Raw genomic sequence first — 25,594 nt, 5'->3', positions numbered from 1 at the left:
TTTTGACCTGTTGAAATCACATGATAAAATACCTTCATCAAGGCCAGACGACACACCACATCCACGAGAGGCAAGATGAGCGACGATCCCTATTCTGTTCTTGGCGTCGCCAAAGACGCCAGCGATGCCGAGATAAAGAAAGCCTATCGGCGTATCGCCAAAGAGTGTCATCCCGACCTTAAGCCCGGTGATGCCGAGGCCGAAGCCAAGTTCAAAGCCGCGGCCGCCGCTTATGACCTGCTGAAGGACCCCGAGACGCGCAAACGCTATGACAATGGCGAGATTGATGCGTCGGGTCAGGAACGTCCGCAACAGCAATATTATCGGGACTACGCCGAAGCTGCAGGCAACCCCTATCGCGGGTATTCGGCCGAACAGGACGACATGTCCGATATCTTTGCCGAGTTCATGCGCGGACGGGGCGGATATGGCCAGCGGAGCCAAGAGTTCCACGCACCCGGTCATAACCTGAACTACTCACTTCAGATCAGTTTCCTGGACGCTGTGTTCGGGGCCAGCCAAAAACTGACCCTGCCGGACGGCAACCGGATTGAGGTGAAAATACCGGCAGGTATCACCACCGGCCAGACCATCCGTCTGCGCGGCAAGGGCGCACCGGGATATGGTGAAGGACCGCCCGGCGACGCCCTTGTTACCATCTCCGTCACGGATCATCCGGTGTTTGACCGTCAGGGCGATGATATTCACATCACATTACCTATCACCATTGACGAGGCCGTACTGGGTGGCAAGGTTCCCGCCCCCACCATCGACGGTGGCGTAAATGTCAGCGTTCCCCCGGGCACCAGCAGCGGCAAAACCCTGCGCTTACGCGGCAAGGGGGTCAAAAAACGTGGCTCGTCCGAGCGGGGTGATCAGTTGGTCGAACTGACTGTCACCATGCCTGACAAGGTGGACGATGAGTTGAAGCAATTCATGGAGACATGGCGCGAAACCCACAGCTATGATCCGCGCAAAGGAATGCCGTCATGACCCGCACCCTTACAGAAGCCCAGCTGATCGAAGCCATTACCCGCCTGACCTCGGATCGGCTGACCGAGTATCTCGCCGCCGAGATCGTAATCCCGGAACAGTCCGAAGCGGGTCTGGTCTATCAATCCATCGACGTGGCGCGGCTGGAGTTGGCCTGCGAATTGCACGAGCAATACGATATGGAGACCGACGCCCTGTCGATGATGATCTCACTCATTGACCAGATGCACGGGCTCCGGGCCGAGCTACGCGAGGTCCTGAACGCGGTCGAGGCGCAACCCGAACCCGTTCGGCAGCAACTGATCGAAGTCATTGGCACAGCGCGGTTCAGTCGCAGATAACGGGGTTTTGGAACTGGGGCATTTGGCGTAGAAGGCGCCCTTGATCCTTTGCCCGGTGTTCCCATGACCCAGTCCAGATCCGAATTGCTGATGCCTGCGGGCAATCTGCGCAAACTGAAACTCGCTATCCTTTACGGGGCGGATGCGGTGTATCTTGGCACCCCTGATATGTCGCTGCGCACAAAATCCGAGTTTTCGCTGGAAGAGGTGATCGAAGGGGTCGAGTTCTGCCACAGCCATGGCCGGCGTGCGTATCTGACGCTCAATCTGTTTTCGCACAACAAGGACATCCCGAAGCTGGACGAATACATCGACACGGTCCGCAAGGTGAAACCCGACGGGCTGATCATCGCCGACCCCGGTGTTTTCCAATACGTCCGTGAACGTGCCCCCGAACTGCCCCTGCACATCTCGACCCAGGCCAATATCTGCTCGTGGCTGTCCGTGAAATTCTGGCAGGATCAGGGGGCCGAGCTTGTGGTGCTGGCGCGTGAGGTTTCATACCCTGAACTGGTGGAAATCCGCGAGAAATGTCCCGACATCAAGCTTGAAGCGTTTGTCCACGGCGCCATGTGCATGACCTATTCTGGCCGTTGCCTGCTGTCTAATTTCATGGCCGAACGGGGCGCGAACCAAGGTAATTGCGCCAATTCCTGCCGTTGGAACTATGGCCTGAAACTGCGCCTGAAAGACGGCACGCATCAGGAACTTCGCATCACCGACGAAAACGCCGACCTGTTCGAGTTTCTGCTGGAAGAAGGCTGCCGCCCCGGTGACCTGATGCCGATTGAAGAGGACGACCGGGGCTCGTACATCCTCAATTCGCGCGATCTGTGCATCATGCCGAAACTGGACGAGTATCTGAAGATCGGTGTCGATAGCCTGAAGGTCGAAGGGCGCGGCAAGTCGGAATACTATGCCGCCATCGTCGCCCGTGCCTATCGCATGGCCATCGACGATTATTACGCCGATCCCCAGAATTGGGACCCCAAGCCGTATATGCGCGAACTCGAAACCGTCGGAAACCGGGGCTACACGCTGGCCTTCCACGAAGGCCGCCTGACCAATTACGCGCACGATTACGAGCACACGGCCTCGATCGCGCAATGGGAATATGCAGGCATCGTCACTGAGGTGACCGAGGACGCGTTCTTGGTAGAGGTGAAGAACAAGCTGGAACCGGGTGATGTGTTGGATTTCGTCTCCCCCATCTCACGCGAAACGGTTCTGCTGCGCGTCTACGATTTCGAACGCGCCCAGGATGGCGCGCGGTTGGACGTGGTGCATGGCAGTACAAAAACCGTAATCCGCCTGCCCTTCACCCTGTTCGACCACGAAGACATCGACGATCTGCGCGCCCGCTTCCCGGTTTATTCGGTCCTGCGCAAGGAACGCGCGCTGACCGATGAACATTGGAGTCGCATCCGCTTCGACAAACTGGTGCAGGGTCTGGAAACCTCGGGCCGCGACAACCCCACGGCCTATGCCCGGCGACGAGATGAACTGGTCGACAAGATCGGTGAAGATGGCAATGAACGTCGGTTCAAAACCAACAGGATCGGCACCGAAGGCTGCTGCGGCAAGGGCTGCAACGGCTGTCTCATCTTCTGGCAGGACGAGAAATACGCTTTGGCGCGCGAAGTCCTGTCAAAACGCAAACAGGGAGAACAACTCAGTCGTCGTGAAGCGACGGTACTGAAACTTCCGGATCAGGCTGTCTGAGGCCTACTCGGCGACCCGATACTCTTCGGGCACGTAGAAGGTGTAATCCCGGTCTGCGACGGCTTCGTGGCAGACATGGCAATAGTCGACGGCCGCCGCGCGAAACCCCATCGTGTCGCCAAACAGCGATCCGTCCGGCATCACCATGATATAGCGCCAATCGGCAGTCTCGGGATTGGTACCTGCGGGCAGTTTCTCCATCACGAACATGGCGCCGGGATGCACGTTGCCCTCGTCAGTAACCGTCATGCTGTCCTTGGCCAGCACCGAACCTGCAGGCAGCACATCGCCTTCCTGCAACGTGCCGTAATTGTGGGCCATACGGTTGGCGTAGCTGTTTACATATCGCTGCCCGTGCGTGGCGGAGATGTAAGGAGCGTCGTTGAACAGCGGCCAGTTCTGATAGTTGCGGATCAAATCCAGCTGCGCAGCGGCATAACCCCGTGACATGCGCCGTATCAATGATCGGTAGTGCTGCTGCGCTTCGTCCTTGGTCAGCTCGGCGGGGTTTTCTATAGCTAAATGCGCATCCTGATCGCTTGCCTGCGCAACCCCCTCGGGCACGCTGACAGCGCAAATGGCCAATACCGCTAAAATTCCATTCCAGTGACTGTGTGTTTCAAACATAATATTGGCCTACCTGAATACTCAGTTCGCCTTTTTATCGCTTTCAGAACAATAAATGATAGCGACCTTGTAAAATCTTGCCAGAACAGTCCCGATTACCTCACCGCCTTGTGCACGAAGGTGAGACCCCCCAATCGGGCCCGCTCCAAATCAAATATATCAAATTATGCATGTAGAGGCAGCAGCAAAAACATTAAGTTTGAGGCGCGCGTTGGCACCCCGTTCAGCGGTTTAACCCAGCCTCAGCCTCAATCTGCCTGCGCGATTTCCGGGCGCGCTCGGTGGCGGATTTCAACTGACCGCAGGCGGCCATGATGTCCTCACCCCGTGTCTTGCGGATGGGCGACGCATAGCCCGCCTGATAAACGATATTTGCAAAGGCCCGAATACGGTTGTTCGAGCTGCGCTTATACGGTGCGCCCGGCCATTCGTTGAAGGGGATCAGGTTGATCTTTGCCGGAATGTTGTGGCGTTTGATATGGTCGATCAGGCGGTGCGCATCTTCATCGCTGTCGTTCACACCATCCAGCATCACGTATTCGAACGTAATACGCTCTGAGTTCGACGCATTGGGGTAGCTGGCCAGCGCCTGCAGCAATTCCTCGATATTCCAGCGCTTGTTGATCGGAACCAGAACATCGCGGGTTTCATCCGTGGTCGCATGGAATGAGATCGCCAATAGGCAGCCGATTTCCTCAGCCGTACGCGCAATCTCGGGCACCACGCCTGAAGTTGACAAGGTGATCCGACGGCGGGACAGAGAGATCCCTTCCGGGTCCATGGCGATCTTCATCGCGTCGCGGACGTTTTCGAAATTGTAAAGCGGCTCCCCCATGCCCATCAGAACGATGTTCGACAACAGCCGCGTTTCATCCTTGGGCGCGCCAGGAGTTGGCCATTCATCCAGATCATCGCGTGCCATCATCACCTGCCCGACGATCTCGGCCGCCGTCAGATTCCGCACCAGCTTCTGCGTACCCGTGTGACAGAACGAGCAGGTCAGCGTGCAGCCAACTTGCGAAGAAATACATAGAGTGCCCCGATCCTCTTCGGGGATATAGACAACCTCAACTTCATGCCCACCCGCGATGCGACACAGGTATTTGCGTGTCCCATCCTCAGATACCTGTCGCATCACCACCTCGGGGATTTCGATTACGAAATGTTCGGCCAGCTGCGCCCGGTACGCTTTCGCCAGATTGGTCATCTCGGCGAAATCACGCACGCCCCACTGATAAATCCATTGCCAGATCTGCCCGGTGCGCATTTTGGCCTGCTTTTCCGGTGTACCATGCTCAATCAGCACATCGCGCAATTGATCACGGGTGAGGCCAACAAGGTTCACCTTCCCCTCCGGCAATTTGCGGGGGATGGTCATGACATCTTGAGTGATCGGCGCTTTGGGCGACATGTGTCTATCTCGGTGGATTCTGGCTTGGGATGCGCCTCTATATAGGAACGCGCGCAAAGATCAAAAGAAATCGTGTTTCAATTCGCGTAACGCAACAGCGCGTCGACACGAGCCCGACCAAGATCAACCCGGCAGGCCGTGATTGCGATGCCAGTGCCTGATCCGCCACCGAACGAAGCGCCCACTGCCTCACACTGCGCATCACGATAGGTCTGCCAAGCCGTCTGCGCGGCCTCCAGTGCGGGCACGGCCACGACGCGCCCGGTCACTTCGTCCAGTTCCTGCGCAGCCCCGAGCGCCAAAGAATAGCTGGACTCAATCGCCGCGTTTACGCGTGTTTCCATGTTCGACACGCAGGACCCGATTTCCACCTGCGATCCGGCGTCAATACACTCCATCGTCGGGTCCGCCACCGCAGCAAGTGGAAACAACATAGACACCAAGACCCATCGCATCAATCAATCCTCCAGACAGAAACCTCTGTCTATCACAGATCAGATTGCGCGCCGATTCAAGACGGGCCGCCAGAGCATATTCCCTGGCGGCCCATCAAGTCAGTTCACGGCGGGCGGAATATAGCAATCCTCGGCATCCAGAGTTTTCACCGGATCTTCCGGCCCGCATTGCTCGCCGGAAATTGGGTAGGTCTCCGATCCTTTCTCGCAACCTGCCAGGATCGCCGCAGACGCTACCAACAACACGGCCAGGTATTTGTTCATGTTCATCGTCATCTCCTCGATTGGTTCTGAACCGATTAGTTCAGAAATCAGAGGGATTGACCTTGATGCGGATCAAAATTTCGTCTCGACGTTGCGTAAACTCCCGAAAAACAAGGGCCATCCCAAACAAAGAAACCCCGCCGAATGGCAGGGCTTCGAGGTCCGATGAGTCTATGGCCTAGTTCGTGCAGCGCTTCTCGGCGTCTTCGATAGCCGCCGTAAAGCCAAGCAACGAGAACGTGTCTTTAGTCTGCGTGCCACGTTCCGAACGAGCGGTCAGAACCGCCTCACTGCCGCGTTTCATGGCAGTGACGATCTTGGCATCGTCCGAAGCTGTCGCGGGCCATGCCCACTCGCCATCGGTGAACAGTTCAAACTCGCTGCCATCGACAACCAGATTGACGGTCGACCCAGAGGCAAACGGATACCCCCCGGTAAATGTCACCTGTCCTTTGACCTCGGCGTTGGGGCGGTAGAATACGAACAACAAAATGTCGCTGCGCCGCACCGACACAACCCTGCCGCCGCGCGTATTCACTGTTTCTTTGGGCGCCGAAACGCTCCAACATTCAGTAGGGTCTTCCTCGACAAAAACACTCCAATCTGTCTTTGCCGCGACCCGATTGGTGCTGGTCGCCTGCTGAGCGATCGCCGTTGTCGCCATTCCTGCCACACACAGGCCCGCAATCACGCGGACGAGCTTTGATCCCATCTGTCCAGCCTCCTAGCCCGACCTAATACCTCATACCCATCGGAGATGCGTGCGAACTCTGCCGGTTCGTCTGTTAAGTTGCGTATTCCGATGATTGTCGACATACACACACTAACGCAGGTTTCGCCACAGGCGAAAGGGCGATTGGCAGATTTTTGCGCATAACGCAGGGGATGAACATGACGCAGGCCGTAGCAATGACAGAACTCTGGCGCGGGTCGTTGTTGGAAAGCCTGCATCTGGGCCACGCGGTGATCTGTGACGACAGCGGCCAGATCGTACGCAGCTGGGGTGATCCGCACGCGGTGATCTATCCCCGATCCTCGGCCAAGATGATTCAGGCCCTGCCTTTGATCACCTCGGGTGCGGCCGCGAAATACGGTTTGAACAGCGAGCATCTGGCCCTGGCCTGCGCCTCACATAACGGGGCACATATCCATACGGACCGCGTGTCCGCATGGCTCGATCATCTTGGTCTGTCCGAGCCCGACCTGCGTTGCGGCCCGCAGGAACCTGCCGACATGGCGGCGCGCGACGGGTTGATTCTGGCAGATGATACGCCCTGCCAGATTCACAACAACTGCTCAGGCAAGCATTGCGGCTTTCTGACCGTTGCGCAGCATATGGGTGCGGGACCCGAGTATCTGGAGATCGATCATCCGGTTCAGCAGGCCTGCCTATCTGCCATCGAAGAAACCACGGGCGAGACCAGCCCAACCTATGGAATCGATGGCTGCTCAGCTCCGAACTTTGCGACGTCGCTGGTGGGGCTGGCGCGGTCAATGGCGTGGTTTGCGTCAGCCGCGGACCGGTCGGACCGTGCCAGTGATGCGGCGGTCCAGCTTACGGCCGCGATGACGAAACACCCGGAACTTGTCGCAGGTGAAACCCGCGCCTGCACCGAGCTGATGCGTGCGATGAATGGGCGTGTGGCAATCAAGACGGGGGCCGAGGCCGTGTTCGTCGCCATCATCCCTGAAAAGCGCATGGGCGTGGCGCTGAAAATCACCGATGGCACCACGCGGGCCAGCGAATGCGCCATCGCGGCCATTCTGGTGAGCCTGGGTGTGCTGGAGGCCGACCACCCGGCCACCCGCAAATTCATGAACGCTATCCAATACAGCCGTCGCGGGCTGGAATGCGGCGTGATCAAACCGGCGCCGAGCTTCCCCGGCTAAGGCTTACATCTCGATTTCGTGCACCTCGGCGACCTCGACCGAGCCCGAACCGTTCACAACCATCGGGCAGCCCTTGGCCATCGCAGTTGCTGCCTCGATGTTATCAGCCTTGATGACTGTGAAACCTGATGCCGGGTTGGCTCCTCCGTCATCGGCAACCCCGCCGCTGCTGACTGTATAGGACTGGCCAACCGGATTACCCGGAATCTCCAAAGCCTCTCCCAGACCCTGAAACCATGCGCCCCAGGCGGCCATGGTCGCTTCGACCTCGGCGGGATCGGTTGGGGTGTGACCCCCGTGATAGACAAACAAATACTGGGGCATATCGCTCCTCCCTGATGAGACCCTATTTGCACAGCGCTTCGAGCTTGCGCAGCGAAGACGTCCATCCTTCGTTATGGTTCGTGGCCGCGTCGGCATCGGCAAGCTCACGATGATCGACCACTAACCTCGATCCGCTGTCGGTCGCGGTGACCAAAAAGGTCACGTGACTTTCAGGCCCGCGCTGATCCTGATCGTCATGCCAGCCCCAGGTGAACCCAACCGATTTTGGCGGGTCGATATGGGTGACATGGCCCGAGACCTTGAACTGCTGACCCTCGCCATTCTGCATCACCGAATACCACGGACCGATGCGCGAGAAATCGAGGTCATGTTCCGGCACATGCAGACCCTCAGGCCCCCACCACTGCAGCAGCTTTGCACCGTCACTGACCCAAGCGAACAAAACCTCAGGACTGACGGGAAAATCTCGTTCCAGTCTCAGGTCGGCCATGAGTTTTCCCCTTCGATAAGTTCGCCCAAACGGTCGAGGCTGCCTTCCCAGAATTGTCGTTTCGAAATCGTCCATTCGGCAATCGCGCGCAGCCCCTCGGGCTGCACCGAATACATCCGTTGCGTGCCCCGCACCCGCTGTTGCACCAACCCGGCCTCACGCAAAACTTTCAGGTGGCGCGAGATCGCGGCCCCTGACATGCCCTTGCCTTCGATCAGGTCACGGACGGGCAATTCGCCCTCTGCCATCAACTGCTCGACAATCGAGAACCGGGTGGCGTCAGACAAAGCGGAAAACGTGGTCAGAAGCGTGTTCATGACATTATTTAACATACAAGTTAAATTTATGGAAGCTCTTTAGAGGCCCCGAAACTCGGACCTGCTATATCCTTGCAGATACAGCAATGCCGTCAGATCACCGTGATTGACACGCACATCACACTCAGCCGCGACCGAGGGTTTGGCGTGCAGGGCAACACCGGTTCCGGCCCGTCCCAGCATTCCCAGATCATTGGCCCCATCACCAACGGCGATTACATCAGCCTCGGCAAGACCCAGTCGGTCGGTGATCTGTTCCAGTGCCTCGATTTTGGCCTGACGCCCTAGGATCGGACGACCGACCTCACCAGTGAGTTTTCCGTTTTCTGACAGCAAAGTGTTGGCACGGTTCTCATCGAACCCCAGCAGTTCAGCGACGCGCGCCGTAAACGCGGTGAACCCGCCGGATACGAGCGCAGCATAGCCATCATTTGCCCGCATCGTCGCTACAAGCGCTTTGCCACCGGGCATGAGCGTGATGCGCTCATCCAATACGTTGTCGATGACGGCAGTATCCAATCCCTGCAACAGGCCAACGCGCTCGGTCAGCGCAGCTTCGAAATCCAGCTCGCCATTCATCGCCCGGGCAGTGATGTCCTTGACCCGATCGCCCACACCGGCCTCATCGGCCAATTCGTCGATGCATTCCTGTTGGATCATGGTGCTGTCCATATCGGCCAGCAGCATCTTCTTGCGCCGCCCGTCGGCGGCTTGTACGACAAGATCAACGCCCATGTTCTGCAGGTCTGCCCAGACATCCCATTGATTATCTGGAATATCGGTCAGCGAAAATTCGGCCGCCTCATCCGGGCTGAGCCATTGCGCATCACCCCCACCCCATGCATTCCGCAGCGACTCGACCAGCGTTGCCTCCAGCAAAGGGGTCGCCGGGTTGGTCAGCAGAGTGGCTACGTACATGTCAGGCCTCCGAATTGCGCACCCGCGAGATATCGCAGGCGCAGCATTTTCGCCAGAGGCAGTTTGATCTAGCCCAATATACCGGGCAGCCGTAGCCCATGTTCGCGGGCACAGTCCTTAGCGATCTCGTACCCCGCATCCGCGTGACGCCATACGCCAGAGGCAGGGTCGTTCCACAGAACGCGCTCCAGACGCCGTGCGGCATCGTCGGTGCCATCTGCGCAAATCACGACGCCCGCGTGTTGGCTAAAGCCCATACCCACGCCGCCGCCATGATGCAACGAGACCCAGGTTGCACCGCTGGCTGTGTTGATCAGCGCGTTCAGCAGCGGCCAGTCCGATACCGCATCCGAGCCGTCCAGCATCGCCTCGGTCTCACGGTTCGGGCTGGCGACCGAGCCCGAGTCCAGATGGTCGCGCCCAATAACAACCGGCGCTTTCAACTCGCCATTGGCCACCATTTCATTGAACGCCAACCCGGCGCGATGGCGATCGCCGAGGCCGATCCAGCAAATACGTGCCGGAAGACCCTGAAACGCGATGCGTTCTTGCGCCATGTCCAGCCAGCGATGCAGGTGTTCGTTCTCGGGGAACAACTCCTTCATCTTGGCGTCGGTTTTGTAGATATCCTCGGGATCACCAGACAGGGCGCACCAGCGGAACGGGCCGATGCCCTTGCAGAACAGCGGGCGGATATAAGCCGGGACAAAGCCGGGGAACGCAAAGGCGTTCTCAAGACCTTCGTCTTGAGCCACCTGTCGGATGTTGTTGCCGTAATCCAGCGTCGGAACGCCCGCATTCCAGAAGTCGACCATCGCAGCGACATGCTGTTTCATCGAGGCACGGGCGGCTTTTTCAACCGATTTAGGATCAGTTTCGCGCTTATCTTTCCACTGAGCCATGCTCCAGCCGATGGGCAGGTATCCATTGATCGGGTCATGGGCGCTGGTCTGATCGGTAACGATATCGGGGCGCATTCCACCGGCCTGCATCCGCGCGTAAATCTCGGGGAACACCTCGGCCGCGTTACCCAATAGTCCCACGGACTTCGCCTCGCCCGCCTTGGTCCAGCGGTCGATCATCTCAAGCGCTTCGTCCAGCGTTTCGGCTTTTTCGTCGAGGTACTTGGTGCGCAGGCGGAAATCGATGCTGTCCGGATTACACTCAACCGCCAGACAAGAGGCCCCGGCAAATACGGCCGCTAAAGGCTGCGCGCCACCCATGCCGCCAAGACCACCGGTCAGAATCCACTTGCCGGTCAGGTCACCGCCATAGTGCTGACGACCTGCCTCGGCAAAGGTCTCATAGGTGCCCTGAACGATGCCCTGCGTACCGATATAGATCCACGACCCAGCCGTCATCTGGCCGTACATCATCAGGCCCTTCTTATCGAGCTCGTTGAAGTGATCCCAATTGGCCCAATGCGGCACGATGTTTGAGTTGGCGATCAGAACGCGCGGTGCATCTTTATGAGTACGGATGATCGCCACTGGTTTGCCCGACTGCACGATCAGGGTTTCGTCTTCTTCGAGATCCTTCAGCCCTGCGACGATCCGGTCGAAATCGTTCCATGTCCGCGCCGCCCTACCGATGCCTCCATAAACCACCAGCTCATGCGGGTTTTCGGCCACGTCCGGATGCAGGTTATTCATCATCATCCGCAATGGCGCTTCGGTCACCCAGCTTTTTGCGTTCAGTTCGGGGCCGGTGGGCGGATAGATATCGCGGGTATTCTTGCGAGGATCGGTCATGTCAAAGCTCCAATGCAGTGTCTTGGATGGCGTCGAGGATATCCACCAGCCAGCGACGCAGACGGGTGGCTTTCTTCTCGTCAAATGCCCACGGAGGGGTTTCGGTGGACAGATAGGTAGATTGTGCCAGCTCCATCTGGATCGCGTGCTGGCCTTCATTCGGGCGGCCATAGTGACGGGTCGTCCAGCCCCCTCGGAATCGCCCGTTCAAGACGGTACTGTATGGGGAGGAATGAGAGAATTCGTAGGCCGCGGCCTCAATGCCGAGAGCGCAGGTCACGCCGCCATCGGTGCCGATGTTCATTTCCGGCAGGGTGCCCTCGAACAGGAACGGGATCTTGCTGCGGATCGAGTGGCAGTCAAACAGGATCGCAACCCCGTGCTTTGCCCGCACCCTTTCAAGCTCTTGCTCAAGCGCGTTGTGGTAGGGCGCGTGGTAGGCGATGCGTCGCGCTTCAATCTCATCGGTTGAGGGCTCCTGCCCTTCTGCCCAGATCGTCTGACCGTCAAAATCGGTCAATGGCACCAGAGTTGTGGTGTTCTGCCCCGGATACAATGATGCGCCCGCAGGGTCTCGGTTGGCGTCAATGACATAGCGGTGGACATGGGACTGCACGACCGTCGCATTGGCCACCAACCCATCGTAAAGCTGATTGATGTGCCAATCCGTATCCGCCAGAACCTGCCCATTCGCATTCAGTCGCGCGGCAATGTCGTCGGGTACAAACGTGCCGCCATGCGGCTGCCCCAACACGATAGGCCCATCGCCACGCTGAACGCTGAACACCTGCATCACGACAGCTCCGGCATAGTCAGAGCAGCCGCCTGTAGAATAGCGCCGCTTTCGACCAGCGACTTCGCAGACTCCAACTCGGGCGCCAGATAGCGATCATCGCCTAGCGACGGGATGTCCTCGCGCAAACGCCCAACCACACTGGTCAGTGCTTTGCTGGTAGCCAGAGGCGCACGGAATTCGATGCCTTGTGCAGCGCAAAGCAGTTCGATTCCCAGAATATAGTTCAGATTATCCACCATCCGGCTCAGACGCCGCGCGCCATGAGCGGCCATCGAGACGTGGTCTTCCTGATTAGCCGATGTGGGCGTGCTATCCGTCACGCAGGGGTTGGCCAGATGCTTGTTTTCGCTCATCAACGCCGCCGTGGTGACCTCGGCGATCATCAGACCCGAGTTCAACCCCGGTTCCGGTGTCAGGAAGGGCGGCAGATCGAAACTGAGTGCCGGATCGACCATCAGCGCGATCCGGCGTTGCGCGATGGCGCCGATCTCGGACAGGGCCAGCGCAATCATATCGGCGGCAAAACCCACGGGTTCGGCATGGAAATTCCCGCCCGAGACGATGACATCCGCCTCGGTCAGAACCAGCGGGTTATCGGTTGCGGCGTTGGCCTCGGTCACAAGGGTCGAGGCGGCCTGCCGGATCACATCCATCGCCGCGCCCGTTACCTGCGGCTGGCAGCGGATACAGTATGGGTCCTGCACCCGCGTGTCACCTTCACGGTGGCTCTCGCGGATTTCAGATCCGCCCAGAATGGCCCGCATCGCGGCGGCCGCTTCGATCTGCCCGCGGTGTCCCCGAAGCGCGTGAATTTCGGGCTGCAAAGGGGCCGTAGATCCCATGATCGCATCCGTTGAGGCCGCCGAAATCACCAACGAGTTTTGCGCCGATCGCCATCCTTCGAACAGGCCGGCCAGCGCATAGGCCGTCGAAAATTGCGTCCCGTTGATGAACGCGAGGCCTTCCTTTGGGCCAAGTTGAATCGCCTCTAAGCCAACTGTTTTCAAAGCCTCCGCACCCGGCATAACGGCGCCATTTACCTCAGCCTCGCCCTCGCCAATCACAACTGCGGTCATATGGGCCAGCGGCGCAAGATCTCCTGATGCGCCGACCGAACCCTGCGCCGGGATCACAGGTGTCACACCGCGGGCCAGCATTTGTTGCAGCAATTCGACAAGCTCCCAGCGGACCCCCGACGCCCCGCGCCCGAAGGACAGCAGCTTGAGCGACATCATCAGCCGCGCCAGACGACGCGGCACGGCCGGACCCACACCACAACAATGGCTGAGGATCAGATTCCGTTGCAGGGTCGAGGTATCTTTGGCCGCAATCTTGTGGCTCGCCAGTTTGCCAAAACCAGTGTTTACGCCATATACCGGCTCGGTCCCTTCGGCAGCACGCGCAATTCGGGCCGCAGCGGCCTCAACGGCGGGCTGACATGCGCTGTCCAGCGAGATCGCAGCCTCGGCCCAATAAACCTCGGCCAGTTGCTCCAGAGAAACCTGTCCCGGAGTAAGCGGCATTGATGTCATTTCTGACCTCCAAAAAGACGTTCATGCAAGGGGTTGAACCCGATGCGATAAGACAGTTCCGCCGGATGGGTAACATCCCAAACGGCCAGATCGGCACGCATACCTGCCGCTATTATGCCGGTATCATCCAGACCCAGTGCGCGGGCCGCAACGCGGGTTACACCTGCCAGCGCCTCCTCGGGCGTCATCCGAAACAGGGTGCACCCCATGTTCATCGTCAGAAGCAGAGAGGTCAGAGGCGATGAGCCGGGATTGCAGTCGGTCGCCAGCGCCATCGGAACTTTCTGCTGACGCAACAAGTCAACGGGCGGCATCTGCGTTTCGTGCAGCGTGTAGAACGCGCCCGGCAGCAGGACCGCGACAGTGCCGGCTGCGGCCATCGCCGCGACCCCCTCTGCGTCCAGATATTCAATATGATCCGCTGACAAAGCCCCGTAAGAGGCCGCCAGTTTGGCCCCGCCAAGATTGGACAACTGTTCGGCATGTAGCTTCACGGGCAGGCCGAGCTCTTTTGCAACGGCAAAAACCCGTTCGATCTGGTCGGGATCAAAGGCGATGCCTTCGCAGAACCCATCCACCGCATCCACCAGCCCTTCGGCATGTGCGGCACGCAGGGCCGGAATACAGACCTCATCGATATAGGCATCGGACCGGGCCGCGTATTCAGGCGGGACCGCGTGCGCGCCCAAAAAGCTGGTCTTGATCCGAACAGGTCTCTCCAGCGCGATTCGGCGTGCGGCGCGCAACATACGCAGTTCGGTTTCGGCATCCAGCCCGTAACCTGACTTTACTTCGATGCAGGACACGCCTTCAGCCAACAGCGCATCAACGCGCGGCAGGGCCTCTCGAAGCAAATCTTCTTCCGACGCCGCGCGCGTACCGTTCACGGTCGACAGGATACCGCCGCCCGCACGCGCGATTTCCTCATAGGTCGCACCATTTAGGCGCATCTCGAATTCGACCGCGCGGTTGCCCCCGAAAACAACGTGAGTGTGCGCATCGATCAGGGCGGGTGTGATCAGGCGGCTGCCATAGTCGATACGCTGCGATCCGGCATATGCCCCGGGGATCTCGGCCTGGCGGCCGACCCAAACGATCTGCGACCCCTCGATGGCAATCGCGCCATCCTCGACCATCCCATAGGGGTGTTCTCCCCCCATGGTGGCCACGTGTTTGCTGCATAGAACGGTTTTTTTCGTCATGGCAATTCTTTTGGGCTCCCCCTGCGCTTGTTTTTTCGTATACTGATAAAAATTTAAAGTCTATACAAAATGGAATTGCGATGACGATTCATGCAAAAACTGCCCTGTTGGGCTCTGACTGGGTCAACGATCTTCGGGTTGAAATCGAACACGGTCGGATCACGACACTGGAATCAGGACGCGACGCACAGCCAAACGACTCGTGCGTCGATGTCTTGCTGCCGTCCCTCGCGAACCTTCATAGCCACGCTTTTCAGCGCGCTATGGCCGGTATGACCGAAACCCGAGCAGCCGGGCGCGAAAGCTTCTGGACCTGGCGCAATCTGATGTACCGCTTTCTGGACCGCCTGACGCCGGCACAGATCGAAGCCATCGCCGCGTTGGTCTTCATGGAGATGCAGGAGGCGGGATATGCCTCGGTCGGAGAATTCCATTATGTCCATCATCAGCCCGGCGGCGCGCCATATGCGCATCTGTCGGAACTGAGCCAACGCATCTTTTCTGCAGCAAGTCAGACCGGTATCGGGCTGACGCATCTGCCGGTCCTCTACACCTATGGTGGCGTTAAGCAGGAGCCTCTGGCCGGGGGGCAGTTGCGATTCGGCAATGACGTGGATCGGTTTTTACGGCTGGTCGATGATTGCAAACCTGTGCTGCCCCATGCGGACAGCCAGACAGGCATCGCGCCCCACTCACTACGCGCAACATCCCCTGATGATCTGCGTCGCGTCCTGAGCCAAGCACCAGAAGGGCCGGTCCATATTCATATCTCTGAACAGGTGCAGGAAGTTGCAGATGTCGAGGCCGTTCTGGGCCAGCGCCCGGTGGACTGGCTGCTGAACAACGTCGAGGTAAACGCGCGCTGGTGTCTGATCCACGCCACCCATATGACCGACGATGAGACCCGGGCCCTTGCCCGATCCGGCGCCGTTGCTGGCCTGTGCCCCATTACCGAGGCCAATCTTGGCGATGGCATCTTCAACGGTGCCGTCTATATCGAAAACGGAGGCGCCTTTGGCGTCGGTTCGGACTCGAATGTGCGTATTTCGCTGCCAGAGGAGTTGCGGATGCTGGAATACTCCCAACGTCTACGCGACAAAGCCCGCACGGTTCTGGTGCCGGGCGAAGGTTCGGTAGGTCAGACGCTTTATACCGGAGCCGCACGGGGCGGTGCACAGGCTTTGGGCCGCGACGCAGGAGAGATTGCCGTCGGCAAGTTGGCCGATCTGGTCGCGATCGACCGGACTCATCCAACTCTTTGCACCTTGCGGGACGAACAACTGCTCGACGGGCTGAGTTTTGCAGCACCGGACGGGACCGTTACCGATCTGTGGTCTGCCGGACGGCATCAGGTGCGTGCAGGCCGGCACATCGCCCGCGACTCAATCCTGTCCGCCTATCGCACGGCAATGGATGACCTTCTGGCCGAAATCTGAAAAACCAATTATCAGTGCCGATATGACCCAAACCAGCGACACCACAAGCTACAAGGACATCAAGCGAACCGTCCTGCGCCGTATCCGTTCGGGCGAGTGGCAGCCCGAGTCGCTGTTGCCCAATGAACAGGAACTGGCGGTCGAGTTTTCATGTACCCGCACCACCGTCAACCGGGCGCTGCGGGAACTGGCGGATGAGGGGTTTCTGGAACGACGGCGAAAGGCTGGAACCCGGGTTCTGAGCGCGCCGCAGAGACAGGCGCGCTTCACCATCCCACTGGTGCGCGACGAGATCGAGGCGATGGGCGGCACCTATCGATATGCGCTGGTGTCAACCGAAACGCAGCCCGCCCCCGATTGGCTGGGCGCACGGCTGGCCCTGCGCCCGGATCAAAGCGTGATGCATGTGCGGTGTATGCATTTTTCCGGCAACACACCGTTTCAGTTCGAAGACCGCTGGATCGTGATCGACAGCGTTCCGCAGGTCGTGCAGGCAGATTTCTCCGGCACCGGACCCAATGACTGGCTGGTGCAGACCGTCCCCTTCACCAATGTCGAGCTGACCTTTCTGGCCAGCCGTGCCGATGCGGCCTTGGCCGGATTTCTCGACGTCTCCGAAGGTGAACCGGTCTTTACCGCCGAACGCATAACATGGCTGGAGGGTCAGCCCGTGACCTTTGCCAAGATGTATTTTGCCGCCGGTTACCGAATGACCACCGAATTCTGATCTTCCGGGCTTTACCCCTTTTCATTTCCAAGACAGATTTACCGCAGAGTGTCGCGTCGGATGGAAAGGATACCGGGATGGGCAACCCGCTCTATGATCGTCTGTTTGGTATCCATGCGGGCAAGGACACGCCGTTTCTGCATCTTCCCGATGGCCAGACGCTGACTCATGCCGGGTTTCTGGACATGGCCGCCCGTATCGCCAACGCGCTGACCGGACTGGAACTGGAACCGGGTGACCGCGTGGCTGTGCAGGTGGAAAAATCTGCTGAGGCGCTCGCGCTCTATGCCGCCTGCGCACAGGCGGGTTTGATCTTTCTGCCCCTGAATACCGGCTACACCGCACGAGAGCTGAGTTACTTCATCGAAAACAGCGGCGCGTCGCTGGTGGTGTGCGATGCCGCCAGCGAAACAGCACTTACCGCTATCGCTCAGAACAACAGAGCCCGGTTAGAGACATTGAACGCCGATGGGTCGGGCAGCTTGATGCGTCGCGCTTTGGGGATGCTTCCGGCCTTCGAACCGGCGAACCGATCCGAGGATGATCTGGCTGCGTTTCTTTATACCTCAGGCACAACAGGGCGTTCGAAAGGGGCGATGCTGACGCAGGCCAATCTGTTGTCGAACGCGGAAACGCTGGTGCAGGAATGGCGCTTTACCGACCGCGACGTGCTACTGCACGCGCTGCCGATCTTTCACACGCATGGACTGTTTGTGGCAACCAACGTCATCCTCGCCTCGGGCGGGTCGATGATCTTTCTACCGAAGTTCGATCTGGACGATATGTTGCGCCTGATGCCGCAGGCGACAACGATGATGGGGGTGCCCACCTTCTACACACGCCTGCTGGGCGACAACCGTTTTATCCGGGAGTTGTCGCAGGACATGCGGCTGTTCATTTCGGGGTCGGCACCTTTGCTGGCGGATACGCACTCGGAATTCGAAGCGCGGACAGGCCACCGCATTCTGGAACGCTATGGCATGACCGAAACGAACATGAACACGTCAAACCCCTATGACGGCGAGCGCCGGGCAGGAACCGTCGGTTTCCCGCTGCCGGATGTCGAGCTGAAAGTCACGGACCCCGAAACGGGAGCGACATTGCCCGATGGTGAGATTGGTATCATTGAAGTCCGCGGCCCAAACGTGTTTCAAGGCTACTGGAAAATGCCCGAGAAAACCGCCGCCGAACTGCGTGAAGACGGGTTCTTCATCACCGGCGATCTGGGGCGGATCGACGAGGATGGTTACGTCCATATCGTCGGGCGCGGCAAAGACCTGATCATTTCGGGCGGGTATAACATCTATCCCAAAGAGATCGAGTTGCTGCTGGACGAACAACCCGGCGTGCTGGAGAGTGCGGTGATCGGCGTACCCCACCCGGATTTCGGAGAGACCCCGGTCGGCATTCTGGTCCCTGCCCCCGGCCAGGCGCCGGATCTCGACGCCATAATGCGCACGGTCCTAGGCTCCCTCGCCCGGTTCAAACATCCGCGCCAGTTGATCCTGCTGGACGAACTGCCCCGCAACACGATGGGCAAAGTGCAAAAGAACACCCTGCGCGAAACCTACAAGGAGCTGTTTGCAACAGCATGATCGTCAGGGCACCAGCGCGACACGGCCCCTGTCCGTCAAAAGCCAGCAATCCTGCCCCTCGAACACCGCAACCCCAACCGGGCGGCCATACCCTGCGCCGCTGTCCAGATTGATGCGGTTGCCATAGTGCGTTGCCTGATCCACCGGCGTATGCCCATGGACAATCAGTTTCGGATGCGGGCCACGGTGGTTGTGAAAGATGTCCCTGATCCAGACCAGATCGTTTTCTCGTTGTTCGCTCAGCGGGATACCGGGCCGGATGCCCGCATGAACAAAGGCAATCTCGGGTGTTTGATGCATGGCTGTGAGCCCTTGCAGAAATATCCGATGCGCATCCGGGACCGCGCCCCGCGCTATGGAATGCAGGTCTTCCAACCGGGTCCTCTGGTCGAAAACCACATCGTAGCTTAGCAGTGTTTCAATCCCACCCAACCGCTCGTGCAGCCAGTGATATCCGACCAGCATATGCGGATCGTGGCGCGGGACATCTTCGAGGAACCATGAAAACATTCGGTCATGGTTGCCCAACAGAGTGATCCAACGCCTGCCCGCATCGCGCCCGGCAATAAGACGATCCAAAACGCCCCGACTGTCAGGCCCCCGGTCGACATAGTCGCCCAAGAACACGATCTCGGCCTCCGGGCCGCCATCGCGTTCGACTAAAGACATGGCGCGGTCGAACTCATCGACACGCCCGTGCAGATCTCCAATGGCGTAGATCGGATTGGTCATCTGGTTCCCCTCGGGCATTTGCGATTGCTGCACTTCTGGCGCAATTTCAGCGCTTTGAAAAGGCGATGCCCGCGCATTGGACAGGCGCGGGCATCAATCTGTCTCGGGAAGACAACAGAGGCGTTCAGACCACGTCAAACTCCAACGGCTTGATCTGGGTGAACAGACCGGTCTCGGCGAGCTTCGCACGCGCTTCGGCGGGTACCGGTTCGTCGACATAAAGCAATGCAATCGCCTCGCCCCCGGCCTCGGACCGCCCAAGGGTAAAGTTCGCGATGTTCACATCGTTTTCGCCCATGGTCTGACCCAGCGCACCGATGATGCCCGGCACGTCTTCGTTGGTGGTATAGAGCATGTGCGCGCCGACCTCGGCATCGATGTTGATACCCTTGATCTGGATGAATCGCGGCTTGCCGTCGCTGAACACTGTACCGCCGATCGAACGTTCCCGCTTTTCGGTCACAACGGTGACTTTGATATAGCCCTCGAATGCACCTGATTTGTCCTGATTGGTGGTCGAGATCTGTATACCGCGCTCTCGCGCGACAACCGGGGCCGAAACCATGTTCACCTCGGGATTGAATTTCTTCATGATCCCCGCGACGACCGAACAATTCAGTGCTGCCAGATTCATGCTTGCGGCGACACCGTCATAGAGGATGTTGATCGCCTTGATCGGCTCATCCGTCATCTGACCGATGAAGCTGCCCAGATGCCCGGCCAGTTTGATCCATGGCCCCATCACCTTGGCCTCTTCGGCGGTGACGCTGGGCATGTTCAGCGCATTTTCAACCGCTCCGGTCAGCAGATAGTTCGAGATCTGCTCGGCCACCTGCAGCGCCACGTTTTCCTGCGCTTCAGTGGTGGCCGCGCCCAGATGCGGGGTGCAGACCACGTTGGGCAGGTTGAACAGCGGATTGTCCTTGGCGGGTTCGACGCTGAACACATCAAACGCCGCGCCGGCGATGTGTCCGGATTTCAGCAACTCAGCCAAGGCTTCTTCGTCGACCAGACCACCGCGGGCACAGTTGACGATGCGCACCCCGGGTTTGGTTTTGGACAGATTCTCACGGCTCAGAATGTTGCGGGTCTGATCGGTCAGCGGCACATGCAATGTAATGAAGTCAGCGCGGGACAGCAGTTCGTCCAGCTCGACCTTTTCGACGCCCATCTTGGCGGCCTTCTCTTCACCCAGATAGGGATCATAGGCGACGACCTTCATTTTCAGGCCCAGAGCGCGCTCGCAAACGATCCCGCCAATGTTCCCCGCACCGATAACGCCAAGGGTTTTGTTGGTCAGTTCGATCCCCATGAATTTTGATTTCTCCCACTTACCCGCATGGGTCGAGGTGCTGGCCTCGGGGATTTGCCGGGCCACGGCGAACATCATCGCGATGGCGTGCTCTGCCGTGGTGATCATGTTGCCGAAGGGCGTGTTCATCACGATCACGCCTTTTTTCGAGGCCGCATCCTTGTCGATATTGTCAGTCCCGATCCCAGCACGGCCGATGACCTTCAGCTTGTCAGCTTTCTCAAGAATGGTTGGCGTTACTTTGGTGGCCGAGCGGATGGCAAGACCGTCATACTGGCCGATCACCTCGGCCAGTTTATCCTTATCTTTACCCAGATCGGGCATGAAATCCACGTCGATGCCGCGGTCGCGGAAAATCTGCACGGCGGTTTCGCTGAGCTTGTCAGATACGAGTACTTTGGGGGCCATATCTCTGGTCCTTTGAAAAGTTCGGGGAATGGCGGGCTGAGGCCCGCCCTACATTGGTGTTCGCGTAAGCCGGGCTTCAGCCCGGCAGAAAAACTCAAGCGGCCTCAATTTGCGCCGCAATCTCAGCGTCGAACGCCCATGCAAGCCAGGGCAGCATCGCTTCGATATCCGAGGTCTCGACCGTGCCGCCACACCAGATGCGCAGGCCGGCAGGTGCGTCGCGATAGGCACCGATGTCCAGCGCGATATTCTCGGCCTCAAGCCGTTTGGCGACGGCTTTGGCAAAACCGGCACCGTCCTGAATGCGCGCATCGGTGAATTTCAGGCACACTGACGTATTCGACCGGGTAGCAGGGTCCACGGCCAGATTGGCAATCCAGTCATTCTGTTCGCAGAACGCGTGCACCGCACCGGCATTGGCATCTGCCCGGGCAATCAGCCCCTGCAGGCCGCCGACCGAACGCGCCCACTCCAGCGCAAAAAGGTAATCCTCAACCGCCAACATCGAGGGTGTATTGATCGTCGCGCCGGTAAATATGCCATCGATCAGCTTGCCTCCTTTGGTCAGGCGGAAAATCTTGGGCAGCGGCCATGCGGGGGTGTAGCTTTCCAGCCGCTCAACAGCACGGGGGCTGAGGATCAGCATCCCGTGGGCCGCCTCGCCGCCCAGAACCTTCTGCCAGCTGAAGGTGGTGACATCCAGCTTGTCCCAAGGCAGGTCCATCGCAAAAGCAGCCGAGGTCGCGTCACAGATCGTCAGGCCCTGACGGTCATCCGCGATCCAGTCCCCGTTCGGAACCCGCACACCCGAGGTCGTACCGTTCCACGTGAACACGACATCATTGGTGAAATCGACCGAAGCCAGATCAACGATCTGTCCGTAGTCGGCGGTTTTGACCTCGGCGTCGATCTTCAGTTGTTTGATCACGTCGGTCACCCAACCAGAGCCAAAGCTTTCCCAGGCCAGCATCTCGACCTTGCGCTCGCCCAGCAGCGACCAAAGCGCCATCTCGACCGCGCCGGTATCCGAGGCTGGAACGATACCGATCTTGTAATCCGCCGGAACGCCCAGAATCTCACGCGTTCCTTCAATAGCTGCCTTTAGCTTGTCCTTACCGACAGCGGCACGATGCGAACGACCCAGCGCGGCATCGGCCAGTTTGGTCAGATCGAATGTGGGGGGTTTGGCACAAGGGCCCGAGGAAAAACGCGGATTGGCCGGCCGCGTCGCCGGTTGTTCGATAGTCATCTGTATTACCCTTCCAGATACACGCCCCTCGTTGGGGAGGGGTGTCCCACGGGCAGAGGTACGGGGCCTTCGCACCTGCAGCAAGCAGAAAAGACGCTTCGTTGGGTAAAAACGACATCAAAAACAGGCTCAAATCAGAACACAGGTTTCCGATTGGCGAAACCCCCGCCTTTTTGGCGGGGGTTCTGAGTGTTTACTCTGCGGCGTCTTGGTATTCTGACATGGGTGGGCATGTGCAGATGAGGTTTCTGTCGCCGTATGCGTTGTCGACGCGGTTGACGGGGGACCAGTATTTGTCGACGCCCATGGAACCCGGAGGGAAGCAGGCCTGTTCGCGCGAGTAAGGCCGGTCCCAGTCGCCGACCAGATCGCGCACCGTGTGGGGGGCGTTTTTCAGCGGGTTGTTCTCCGCGTCGATCTTGCCGTCGATGATGTCCTGTGCCTCCGAGCGGATCGACAGCATGGCGTCGCAGAAGCGGTCCAGTTCATCCATGGGTTCCGATTCAGTGGGTTCCACCATCAGCGTGCCGGCCACCGGCCAGCTCATCGTCGGGGCGTGGAAGCCTGAATCGACCAGACGCTTGGCGATGTCGTCGACGCTGACATGGGCCGCCTCGTCCAGCGGACGGGTGTCGAGGATGCATTCATGCGCCACACGACCGGTTTCCGAGGTGTAGAGGATCGGGTAGGCATCCTTGAGCCGCGCCGCGATGTAGTTGGCGTTCAGGATTGCCACTTTCGTGGCCTGCGTCAGACCCGCGCCGCCCATCAGCAGAACATAGGCCCAGCTGACCGGCAGAATGGACGGAGACCCGAAGGGGGCCGCCGAGACCGGACCGACGGCGGTGCCGTATTCCGGGTGGCCGGGCAGGTGTTCCTCCAGATGCGCCTTGACACCGATCGGACCCATGCCGGGGCCGCCGCCGCCATGCGGGATGCAGAAGGTCTTGTGCAGGTTCAGGTGGCTGACGTCACCGCCCACATCGCCCGGACGCGCCAGGCCAACCATGGCGTTCATGTTGGCGCCGTCGATATAGACCTGACCGCCGTGATCATGGGTGATCTGGCAGACCTCCTGCACGGTGGTCTCGAACACGCCGTGGGTCGAGGGGTAGGTGATCATGCAGGCGGCCAGATGATCGCTGTGCTTTTCCGCCTTGGCGCGGAAGTCGTTCAGGTCAATGTTGCCCTTGTCATCCGCCTGCACCGGCACAACCTGCCAGCCCACCATCTGGGCCGAGGCCGGGTTGGTCCCATGCGCCGAGGTTGGGATCAGGCAGACATTGCGCTGCCCCTCGCCACGAGCGAAGTGATAATTGCGGATGGTCAGAAGGCCCGCGTACTCACCCTGCGCGCCCGAGTTGGGCTGCTGCGAGATCGCGTCATAGCCGGTGATCTGGCACAGCTTGTCGTTCAGATCGTCGATCATTTGCGTGTAGCCCTGCGCCTGATCTTGCGGCACAAACGGGTGCAGATTGCCGAACTCGGGCCAGGTGACCGGGATCATCTCAACCGTGGCGTTCAGCTTCATGGTGCAGGACCCCAGCGGGATCATCGCCCGGTCCAGCGCCAGATCACGGTCGGCCAGACGGCGCATATAGCGGGTGATCTCGGCTTCGGCCCGGTTCTTGTGGAAGATCGGGTGGGTCAGGTATTCGCTTTCGCGCAGCGCGTAATCCGGCAGGCGGTAGGCCACGTTCGAGCTGTCATCCTTGCGGTCGATGCCAAAGGCGCCCCAGACGGCCTCGATGGTCTCGGGCCGGGTCTGTTCGTCCAGGCTGATGCCCACTTTCGTGTCACCGACCTTGCGCAGGTTGACGCCGCGGGCCACAGCGGCCTCCATCACCACGTTCTGCAGATGGCCAACCTCAACCGTGATCGTGTCGAAGAACACTTCCGGCTCGACGGCAAAGCCCGCCTCTTCCAGACCGGCCGCCATGCGCGAGGTCTTGCGGTGCACTGACTGCGCGATGGCCTTGATGCCATCGGGGCCATGGTACACGGCATACATCGAAGCAATCACCGCCAGCAGCGCCTGCGCGGTACAGACGTTCGAGTTCGCTTTCTCGCGGCGGATATGCTGCTCGCGGGTCTGCAGCGCCAGGCGATAGGCCTTGTTGCCCCGGCTGTCGATGCTGACACCGATGATCCGGCCCGGCATCGAGCGCTTCAGCTTGTCGGTGGTCGCCATATAGGCGGCGTGCGGGCCGCCATAGCCCATCGGCACGCCAAAGCGCTGGGTCGAGCCGATGGCGATATCCGCGCCCATCTCGCCGGGCGACTTCAGCAGTGCCAGCGACAGGATGTCGGCGGCGACAATTGCGATAGCCTTGTGTTCATGCAGAGCGGCGATTTCCGATGTGAAGTCGCGCACATGGCCATGGGTGCCGGGATACTGGAAGATCGCGCCAAAGACCGCGCCTGCATCCAGCGTGTCCGGATCAGCCACCTGCACCTCGATGCCCAGAGGCTCGGCGCGTGTTTTAATGACCGCGATGGTCTGCGGGTGGCAGTTCTTGTCGACGAAGAAGGCCGCGTTGTTGGCTTTCGAACGCCCGCCGCGCTTGGCCATGGCCATCGCTTCGGCGGCTGCAGTGGCTTCGTCCAGCAGCGAGGCGTTGGCCACATCCAGCCCGGTCAGGTCGCTGACCATGGTCTGGAAGTTCAGCAGAGCTTCAAGACGGCCCTGGCTGATCTCGGGCTGATAGGGCGTATAGGCCGTGTACCAGGCCGGGTTTTCCAGGATGTTGCGCAGGATCGGCGCAGGCGTCGTGGTGCCGTAATAGCCCTGACCAATCAGCGAGGTCAGAACCTTGTTCTTGCTCGCCACCTCTTTCATGTGGAACAGAGCATCGCGTTCCGTCATCGCCGGACCCCAGTCCAGCGGCTCTTTCTGCCGGATCGCGGGTGGGACGGTGGCGTCGATCAACTCGTCCAGGGTTTTGAAGCCGATCACCTTGAGCATATCGCGCATCTCGGTCGGGCTGGGCCCGATATGGCGGCGGTTGGCGAAGTCATAGGCTTCGTAATCGGTCAGTTTGAAGGCCATGTGTGCGCTCCTCAAGGATAGGTCAGACCCGGCCGCTGTGGCGGATGCCTCTGGCGGGGGGGTGAGGGCCGTCTTGGAAACTGTCCGGGGGA

The 25,594-nt window shown here is 59.4% G+C and carries 25 protein-coding genes; 8 read left to right on the top strand and 17 right to left on the bottom strand.

Features of this window, described 5'->3' with window-relative positions; all coding sequences use genetic code 11:
* Positions 1 to 75: 75 nt before the first annotated feature.
* The 3 genes from RA27_RS13025 (at position 76) to RA27_RS13015 (ending at position 3,056) form a co-directional block, all read left to right on the top strand.
* Positions 76 to 993 (top strand): J domain-containing protein, encoded by a 918-nt coding sequence (locus RA27_RS13025; protein WP_039539545.1) that lies wholly within the window; start codon positions 76 to 78, stop codon positions 991 to 993.
* On the top strand, positions 990 to 1,334 hold the full coding sequence (locus RA27_RS13020; RefSeq protein ID WP_039539543.1) for a hypothetical protein: 345 nt from the start codon (positions 990 to 992) through the stop codon (positions 1,332 to 1,334). The genes RA27_RS13025 and RA27_RS13020 overlap by 4 nt, the downstream gene beginning before the upstream one ends.
* A gap of 63 nt (positions 1,335 to 1,397) precedes the next feature.
* The gene (locus RA27_RS13015) at positions 1,398 to 3,056 is read left to right on the top strand and encodes a U32 family peptidase (protein WP_039539541.1); all 1,659 of its coding nucleotides are present in this window, start codon (positions 1,398 to 1,400) and stop codon (positions 3,054 to 3,056) included.
* A 3-nt stretch (positions 3,057 to 3,059) separates the two neighbouring features.
* On the opposite strand, the gene RA27_RS13010 is transcribed toward RA27_RS13015, so the two are convergent.
* From RA27_RS13010 to RA27_RS24405, 4 genes are all read right to left on the bottom strand, one after another.
* Complete coding sequence (locus RA27_RS13010; RefSeq protein ID WP_039539538.1) at positions 3,060 to 3,683, bottom strand: cytochrome P460 family protein; 624 nt, start codon at positions 3,681 to 3,683, stop codon at positions 3,060 to 3,062.
* A 223-nt stretch (positions 3,684 to 3,906) separates the two neighbouring features.
* On the bottom strand, positions 3,907 to 5,094 hold the full coding sequence (gene rlmN / locus RA27_RS13005) for a 23S rRNA (adenine(2503)-C(2))-methyltransferase RlmN (protein WP_039539536.1): 1,188 nt from the start codon (positions 5,092 to 5,094) through the stop codon (positions 3,907 to 3,909).
* Positions 5,095 to 5,171: 77 nt separating this feature from the next.
* Positions 5,172 to 5,549 carry a lysozyme inhibitor LprI family protein gene (locus RA27_RS13000; RefSeq protein ID WP_039539535.1) on the bottom strand — a complete coding sequence of 126 codons (378 nt, stop codon included), beginning with the start codon at positions 5,547 to 5,549 and terminating at the stop codon, positions 5,172 to 5,174.
* A gap of 99 nt (positions 5,550 to 5,648) precedes the next feature.
* Complete coding sequence (locus tag RA27_RS24405; RefSeq protein WP_193746513.1) at positions 5,649 to 5,819, bottom strand: hypothetical protein; 171 nt, start codon at positions 5,817 to 5,819, stop codon at positions 5,649 to 5,651.
* On the opposite strand from RA27_RS24405, the gene RA27_RS24400 reads away from it, so the two are divergent.
* Positions 5,812 to 5,982 carry a hypothetical protein gene (locus RA27_RS24400; RefSeq protein WP_193746512.1) on the top strand — a complete coding sequence of 57 codons (171 nt, stop codon included), beginning with the start codon at positions 5,812 to 5,814 and terminating at the stop codon, positions 5,980 to 5,982. The genes RA27_RS24405 and RA27_RS24400 overlap by 8 nt on opposite strands.
* 9 nt (positions 5,983 to 5,991) lie before the next feature.
* Here the strand turns inward: RA27_RS24400 and RA27_RS12995 are convergent, their stop codons facing one another.
* Positions 5,992 to 6,525 (bottom strand): invasion associated locus B family protein, encoded by a 534-nt coding sequence (locus RA27_RS12995; protein WP_039539533.1) that lies wholly within the window; start codon positions 6,523 to 6,525, stop codon positions 5,992 to 5,994.
* A gap of 179 nt (positions 6,526 to 6,704) precedes the next feature.
* On the opposite strand from RA27_RS12995, the gene RA27_RS12990 reads away from it, so the two are divergent.
* Positions 6,705 to 7,703 carry an asparaginase gene (locus RA27_RS12990; RefSeq protein WP_039540012.1) on the top strand — a complete coding sequence of 333 codons (999 nt, stop codon included), beginning with the start codon at positions 6,705 to 6,707 and terminating at the stop codon, positions 7,701 to 7,703.
* Between the two features lie 3 nt (positions 7,704 to 7,706).
* On the opposite strand, the gene RA27_RS12985 is transcribed toward RA27_RS12990, so the two are convergent.
* The 8 genes from RA27_RS12985 to hutI all read right to left on the bottom strand — a co-directional run bounded on the left by RA27_RS12985 (position 7,707) and on the right by hutI (position 14,994).
* The gene (locus RA27_RS12985; protein ID WP_039539532.1) at positions 7,707 to 8,027 is read right to left on the bottom strand and encodes a YciI family protein; all 321 of its coding nucleotides are present in this window, start codon (positions 8,025 to 8,027) and stop codon (positions 7,707 to 7,709) included.
* 22 nt (positions 8,028 to 8,049) lie between these two features.
* On the bottom strand, positions 8,050 to 8,478 hold the full coding sequence (locus RA27_RS12980; RefSeq protein ID WP_039539530.1) for an SRPBCC domain-containing protein: 429 nt from the start codon (positions 8,476 to 8,478) through the stop codon (positions 8,050 to 8,052).
* Positions 8,466 to 8,795 (bottom strand): metalloregulator ArsR/SmtB family transcription factor, encoded by a 330-nt coding sequence (locus RA27_RS12975; RefSeq protein ID WP_039540009.1) that lies wholly within the window; start codon positions 8,793 to 8,795, stop codon positions 8,466 to 8,468. Before RA27_RS12975 ends, RA27_RS12980 begins: the two co-directional genes overlap by 13 nt.
* A 39-nt stretch (positions 8,796 to 8,834) precedes the next feature.
* Positions 8,835 to 9,713, bottom strand: a complete 879-nt coding sequence (gene serB, locus RA27_RS12970) for a phosphoserine phosphatase SerB (RefSeq protein ID WP_039539528.1) — start codon at positions 9,711 to 9,713, stop codon at positions 8,835 to 8,837.
* A 68-nt stretch (positions 9,714 to 9,781) separates the two neighbouring features.
* The gene (gene hutU, locus RA27_RS12965) at positions 9,782 to 11,464 is read right to left on the bottom strand and encodes a urocanate hydratase (protein ID WP_039539525.1); all 1,683 of its coding nucleotides are present in this window, start codon (positions 11,462 to 11,464) and stop codon (positions 9,782 to 9,784) included.
* A 1-nt stretch (position 11,465) separates the two neighbouring features.
* A complete protein-coding gene (gene hutG / locus RA27_RS12960; RefSeq protein WP_039539523.1) occupies positions 11,466 to 12,257 on the bottom strand; it encodes an N-formylglutamate deformylase in 792 nt (263 codons plus the stop codon).
* Complete coding sequence (gene hutH, locus RA27_RS12955; protein ID WP_039539522.1) at positions 12,257 to 13,792, bottom strand: histidine ammonia-lyase; 1,536 nt, start codon at positions 13,790 to 13,792, stop codon at positions 12,257 to 12,259. The genes hutG and hutH overlap by 1 nt, the downstream gene beginning before the upstream one ends.
* Positions 13,789 to 14,994, bottom strand: a complete 1,206-nt coding sequence (hutI, locus tag RA27_RS12950; RefSeq protein ID WP_039539520.1) for an imidazolonepropionase — start codon at positions 14,992 to 14,994, stop codon at positions 13,789 to 13,791. The genes hutH and hutI overlap by 4 nt, the downstream gene beginning before the upstream one ends.
* An 80-nt stretch (positions 14,995 to 15,074) precedes the next feature.
* Between hutI and RA27_RS12945 the strand changes: the two genes are divergently transcribed.
* The 3 genes from RA27_RS12945 (at position 15,075) to RA27_RS12935 (ending at position 18,752) form a co-directional block, all read left to right on the top strand.
* Positions 15,075 to 16,430 carry a formimidoylglutamate deiminase gene (locus RA27_RS12945; protein WP_039539517.1) on the top strand — a complete coding sequence of 452 codons (1,356 nt, stop codon included), beginning with the start codon at positions 15,075 to 15,077 and terminating at the stop codon, positions 16,428 to 16,430.
* 22 nt (positions 16,431 to 16,452) lie between these two features.
* Positions 16,453 to 17,157, top strand: coding sequence for a GntR family transcriptional regulator (locus tag RA27_RS12940; protein ID WP_039540006.1), 705 nt, complete (start codon positions 16,453 to 16,455; stop codon positions 17,155 to 17,157).
* A gap of 77 nt (positions 17,158 to 17,234) precedes the next feature.
* Positions 17,235 to 18,752, top strand: coding sequence for a malonyl-CoA synthase (locus tag RA27_RS12935; protein ID WP_039539514.1), 1,518 nt, complete (start codon positions 17,235 to 17,237; stop codon positions 18,750 to 18,752).
* A gap of 3 nt (positions 18,753 to 18,755) precedes the next feature.
* On the opposite strand, the gene RA27_RS12930 is transcribed toward RA27_RS12935, so the two are convergent.
* The 4 genes from RA27_RS12930 to gcvP all read right to left on the bottom strand — a co-directional run bounded on the left by RA27_RS12930 (position 18,756) and on the right by gcvP (position 25,502).
* Positions 18,756 to 19,484 (bottom strand): metallophosphoesterase family protein, encoded by a 729-nt coding sequence (locus RA27_RS12930; protein ID WP_193746511.1) that lies wholly within the window; start codon positions 19,482 to 19,484, stop codon positions 18,756 to 18,758.
* Positions 19,485 to 19,608: 124 nt separating this feature from the next.
* Positions 19,609 to 21,204, bottom strand: a complete 1,596-nt coding sequence (gene serA, locus RA27_RS12925; RefSeq protein WP_039539509.1) for a phosphoglycerate dehydrogenase — start codon at positions 21,202 to 21,204, stop codon at positions 19,609 to 19,611.
* 94 nt (positions 21,205 to 21,298) lie between these two features.
* A complete protein-coding gene (locus tag RA27_RS12920; RefSeq protein WP_039539507.1) occupies positions 21,299 to 22,453 on the bottom strand; it encodes a phosphoserine transaminase in 1,155 nt (384 codons plus the stop codon).
* 193 nt (positions 22,454 to 22,646) lie between these two features.
* Positions 22,647 to 25,502: an aminomethyl-transferring glycine dehydrogenase gene (gcvP, locus tag RA27_RS12915; RefSeq protein ID WP_039539504.1), complete on the bottom strand. Its 2,856-nt coding sequence runs from the start codon at positions 25,500 to 25,502 to the stop codon at positions 22,647 to 22,649.
* Positions 25,503 to 25,594 lie beyond the last annotated feature (92 nt).

This window comes from Ruegeria sp. ANG-R (genome assembly GCF_000813985.1).
In the GTDB taxonomy this organism is placed as follows: domain Bacteria; phylum Pseudomonadota; class Alphaproteobacteria; order Rhodobacterales; family Rhodobacteraceae; genus Ruegeria.
This window is presented reverse-complemented; position numbering and strand designations above follow the sequence as displayed.

Excerpts from the sequence above, each read along its gene's own strand:
- RA27_RS12990 (WP_039540012.1), top strand. The coding sequence starts at position 6,705 with ATGACGCAGGCCGTAGCAATGACAGAACTCTGGCGCGGGTCGTTGTTG.
- hutG (WP_039539523.1), bottom strand. The coding sequence starts at position 12,257 with ATGCAGGTGTTCAGCGTTCAGCGTGGCGATGGGCCTATCGTGTTGGGG.
- RA27_RS12940 (WP_039540006.1), top strand. The coding sequence starts at position 16,453 with ATGACCCAAACCAGCGACACCACAAGCTACAAGGACATCAAGCGAACC.
- RA27_RS12975 (WP_039540009.1), bottom strand. The coding sequence starts at position 8,795 with ATGAACACGCTTCTGACCACGTTTTCCGCTTTGTCTGACGCCACCCGG.
- RA27_RS13020 (WP_039539543.1), top strand. The coding sequence starts at position 990 with ATGACCCGCACCCTTACAGAAGCCCAGCTGATCGAAGCCATTACCCGC.
- RA27_RS13010 (WP_039539538.1), bottom strand. The coding sequence starts at position 3,683 with ATGTTTGAAACACACAGTCACTGGAATGGAATTTTAGCGGTATTGGCC.
- serB (WP_039539528.1), bottom strand. The coding sequence starts at position 9,713 with ATGTACGTAGCCACTCTGCTGACCAACCCGGCGACCCCTTTGCTGGAG.
- RA27_RS13015 (WP_039539541.1), top strand. The coding sequence starts at position 1,398 with ATGACCCAGTCCAGATCCGAATTGCTGATGCCTGCGGGCAATCTGCGC.
- RA27_RS12920 (WP_039539507.1), bottom strand. The coding sequence starts at position 22,453 with ATGACTATCGAACAACCGGCGACGCGGCCGGCCAATCCGCGTTTTTCC.
- RA27_RS12980 (WP_039539530.1), bottom strand. The coding sequence starts at position 8,478 with ATGGCCGACCTGAGACTGGAACGAGATTTTCCCGTCAGTCCTGAGGTT.
- RA27_RS13025 (WP_039539545.1), top strand. The coding sequence starts at position 76 with ATGAGCGACGATCCCTATTCTGTTCTTGGCGTCGCCAAAGACGCCAGC.
- RA27_RS12995 (WP_039539533.1), bottom strand. The coding sequence starts at position 6,525 with ATGGGATCAAAGCTCGTCCGCGTGATTGCGGGCCTGTGTGTGGCAGGA.
- RA27_RS12985 (WP_039539532.1), bottom strand. The coding sequence starts at position 8,027 with ATGCCCCAGTATTTGTTTGTCTATCACGGGGGTCACACCCCAACCGAT.
- RA27_RS12935 (WP_039539514.1), top strand. The coding sequence starts at position 17,235 with ATGGGCAACCCGCTCTATGATCGTCTGTTTGGTATCCATGCGGGCAAG.
- RA27_RS12945 (WP_039539517.1), top strand. The coding sequence starts at position 15,075 with ATGACGATTCATGCAAAAACTGCCCTGTTGGGCTCTGACTGGGTCAAC.
- hutH (WP_039539522.1), bottom strand. The coding sequence starts at position 13,792 with ATGACATCAATGCCGCTTACTCCGGGACAGGTTTCTCTGGAGCAACTG.
- serA (WP_039539509.1), bottom strand. The coding sequence starts at position 21,204 with ATGGCCCCCAAAGTACTCGTATCTGACAAGCTCAGCGAAACCGCCGTG.
- RA27_RS12930 (WP_193746511.1), bottom strand. The coding sequence starts at position 19,484 with ATGACCAATCCGATCTACGCCATTGGAGATCTGCACGGGCGTGTCGAT.
- RA27_RS24405 (WP_193746513.1), bottom strand. The coding sequence starts at position 5,819 with ATGAACATGAACAAATACCTGGCCGTGTTGTTGGTAGCGTCTGCGGCG.
- RA27_RS24400 (WP_193746512.1), top strand. The coding sequence starts at position 5,812 with ATGTTCATCGTCATCTCCTCGATTGGTTCTGAACCGATTAGTTCAGAA.
- RA27_RS13000 (WP_039539535.1), bottom strand. The coding sequence starts at position 5,549 with ATGCGATGGGTCTTGGTGTCTATGTTGTTTCCACTTGCTGCGGTGGCG.
- rlmN (WP_039539536.1), bottom strand. The coding sequence starts at position 5,094 with ATGTCGCCCAAAGCGCCGATCACTCAAGATGTCATGACCATCCCCCGC.
- hutI (WP_039539520.1), bottom strand. The coding sequence starts at position 14,994 with ATGACGAAAAAAACCGTTCTATGCAGCAAACACGTGGCCACCATGGGG.
- hutU (WP_039539525.1), bottom strand. The coding sequence starts at position 11,464 with ATGACCGATCCTCGCAAGAATACCCGCGATATCTATCCGCCCACCGGC.
- gcvP (WP_039539504.1), bottom strand. The coding sequence starts at position 25,502 with ATGGCCTTCAAACTGACCGATTACGAAGCCTATGACTTCGCCAACCGC.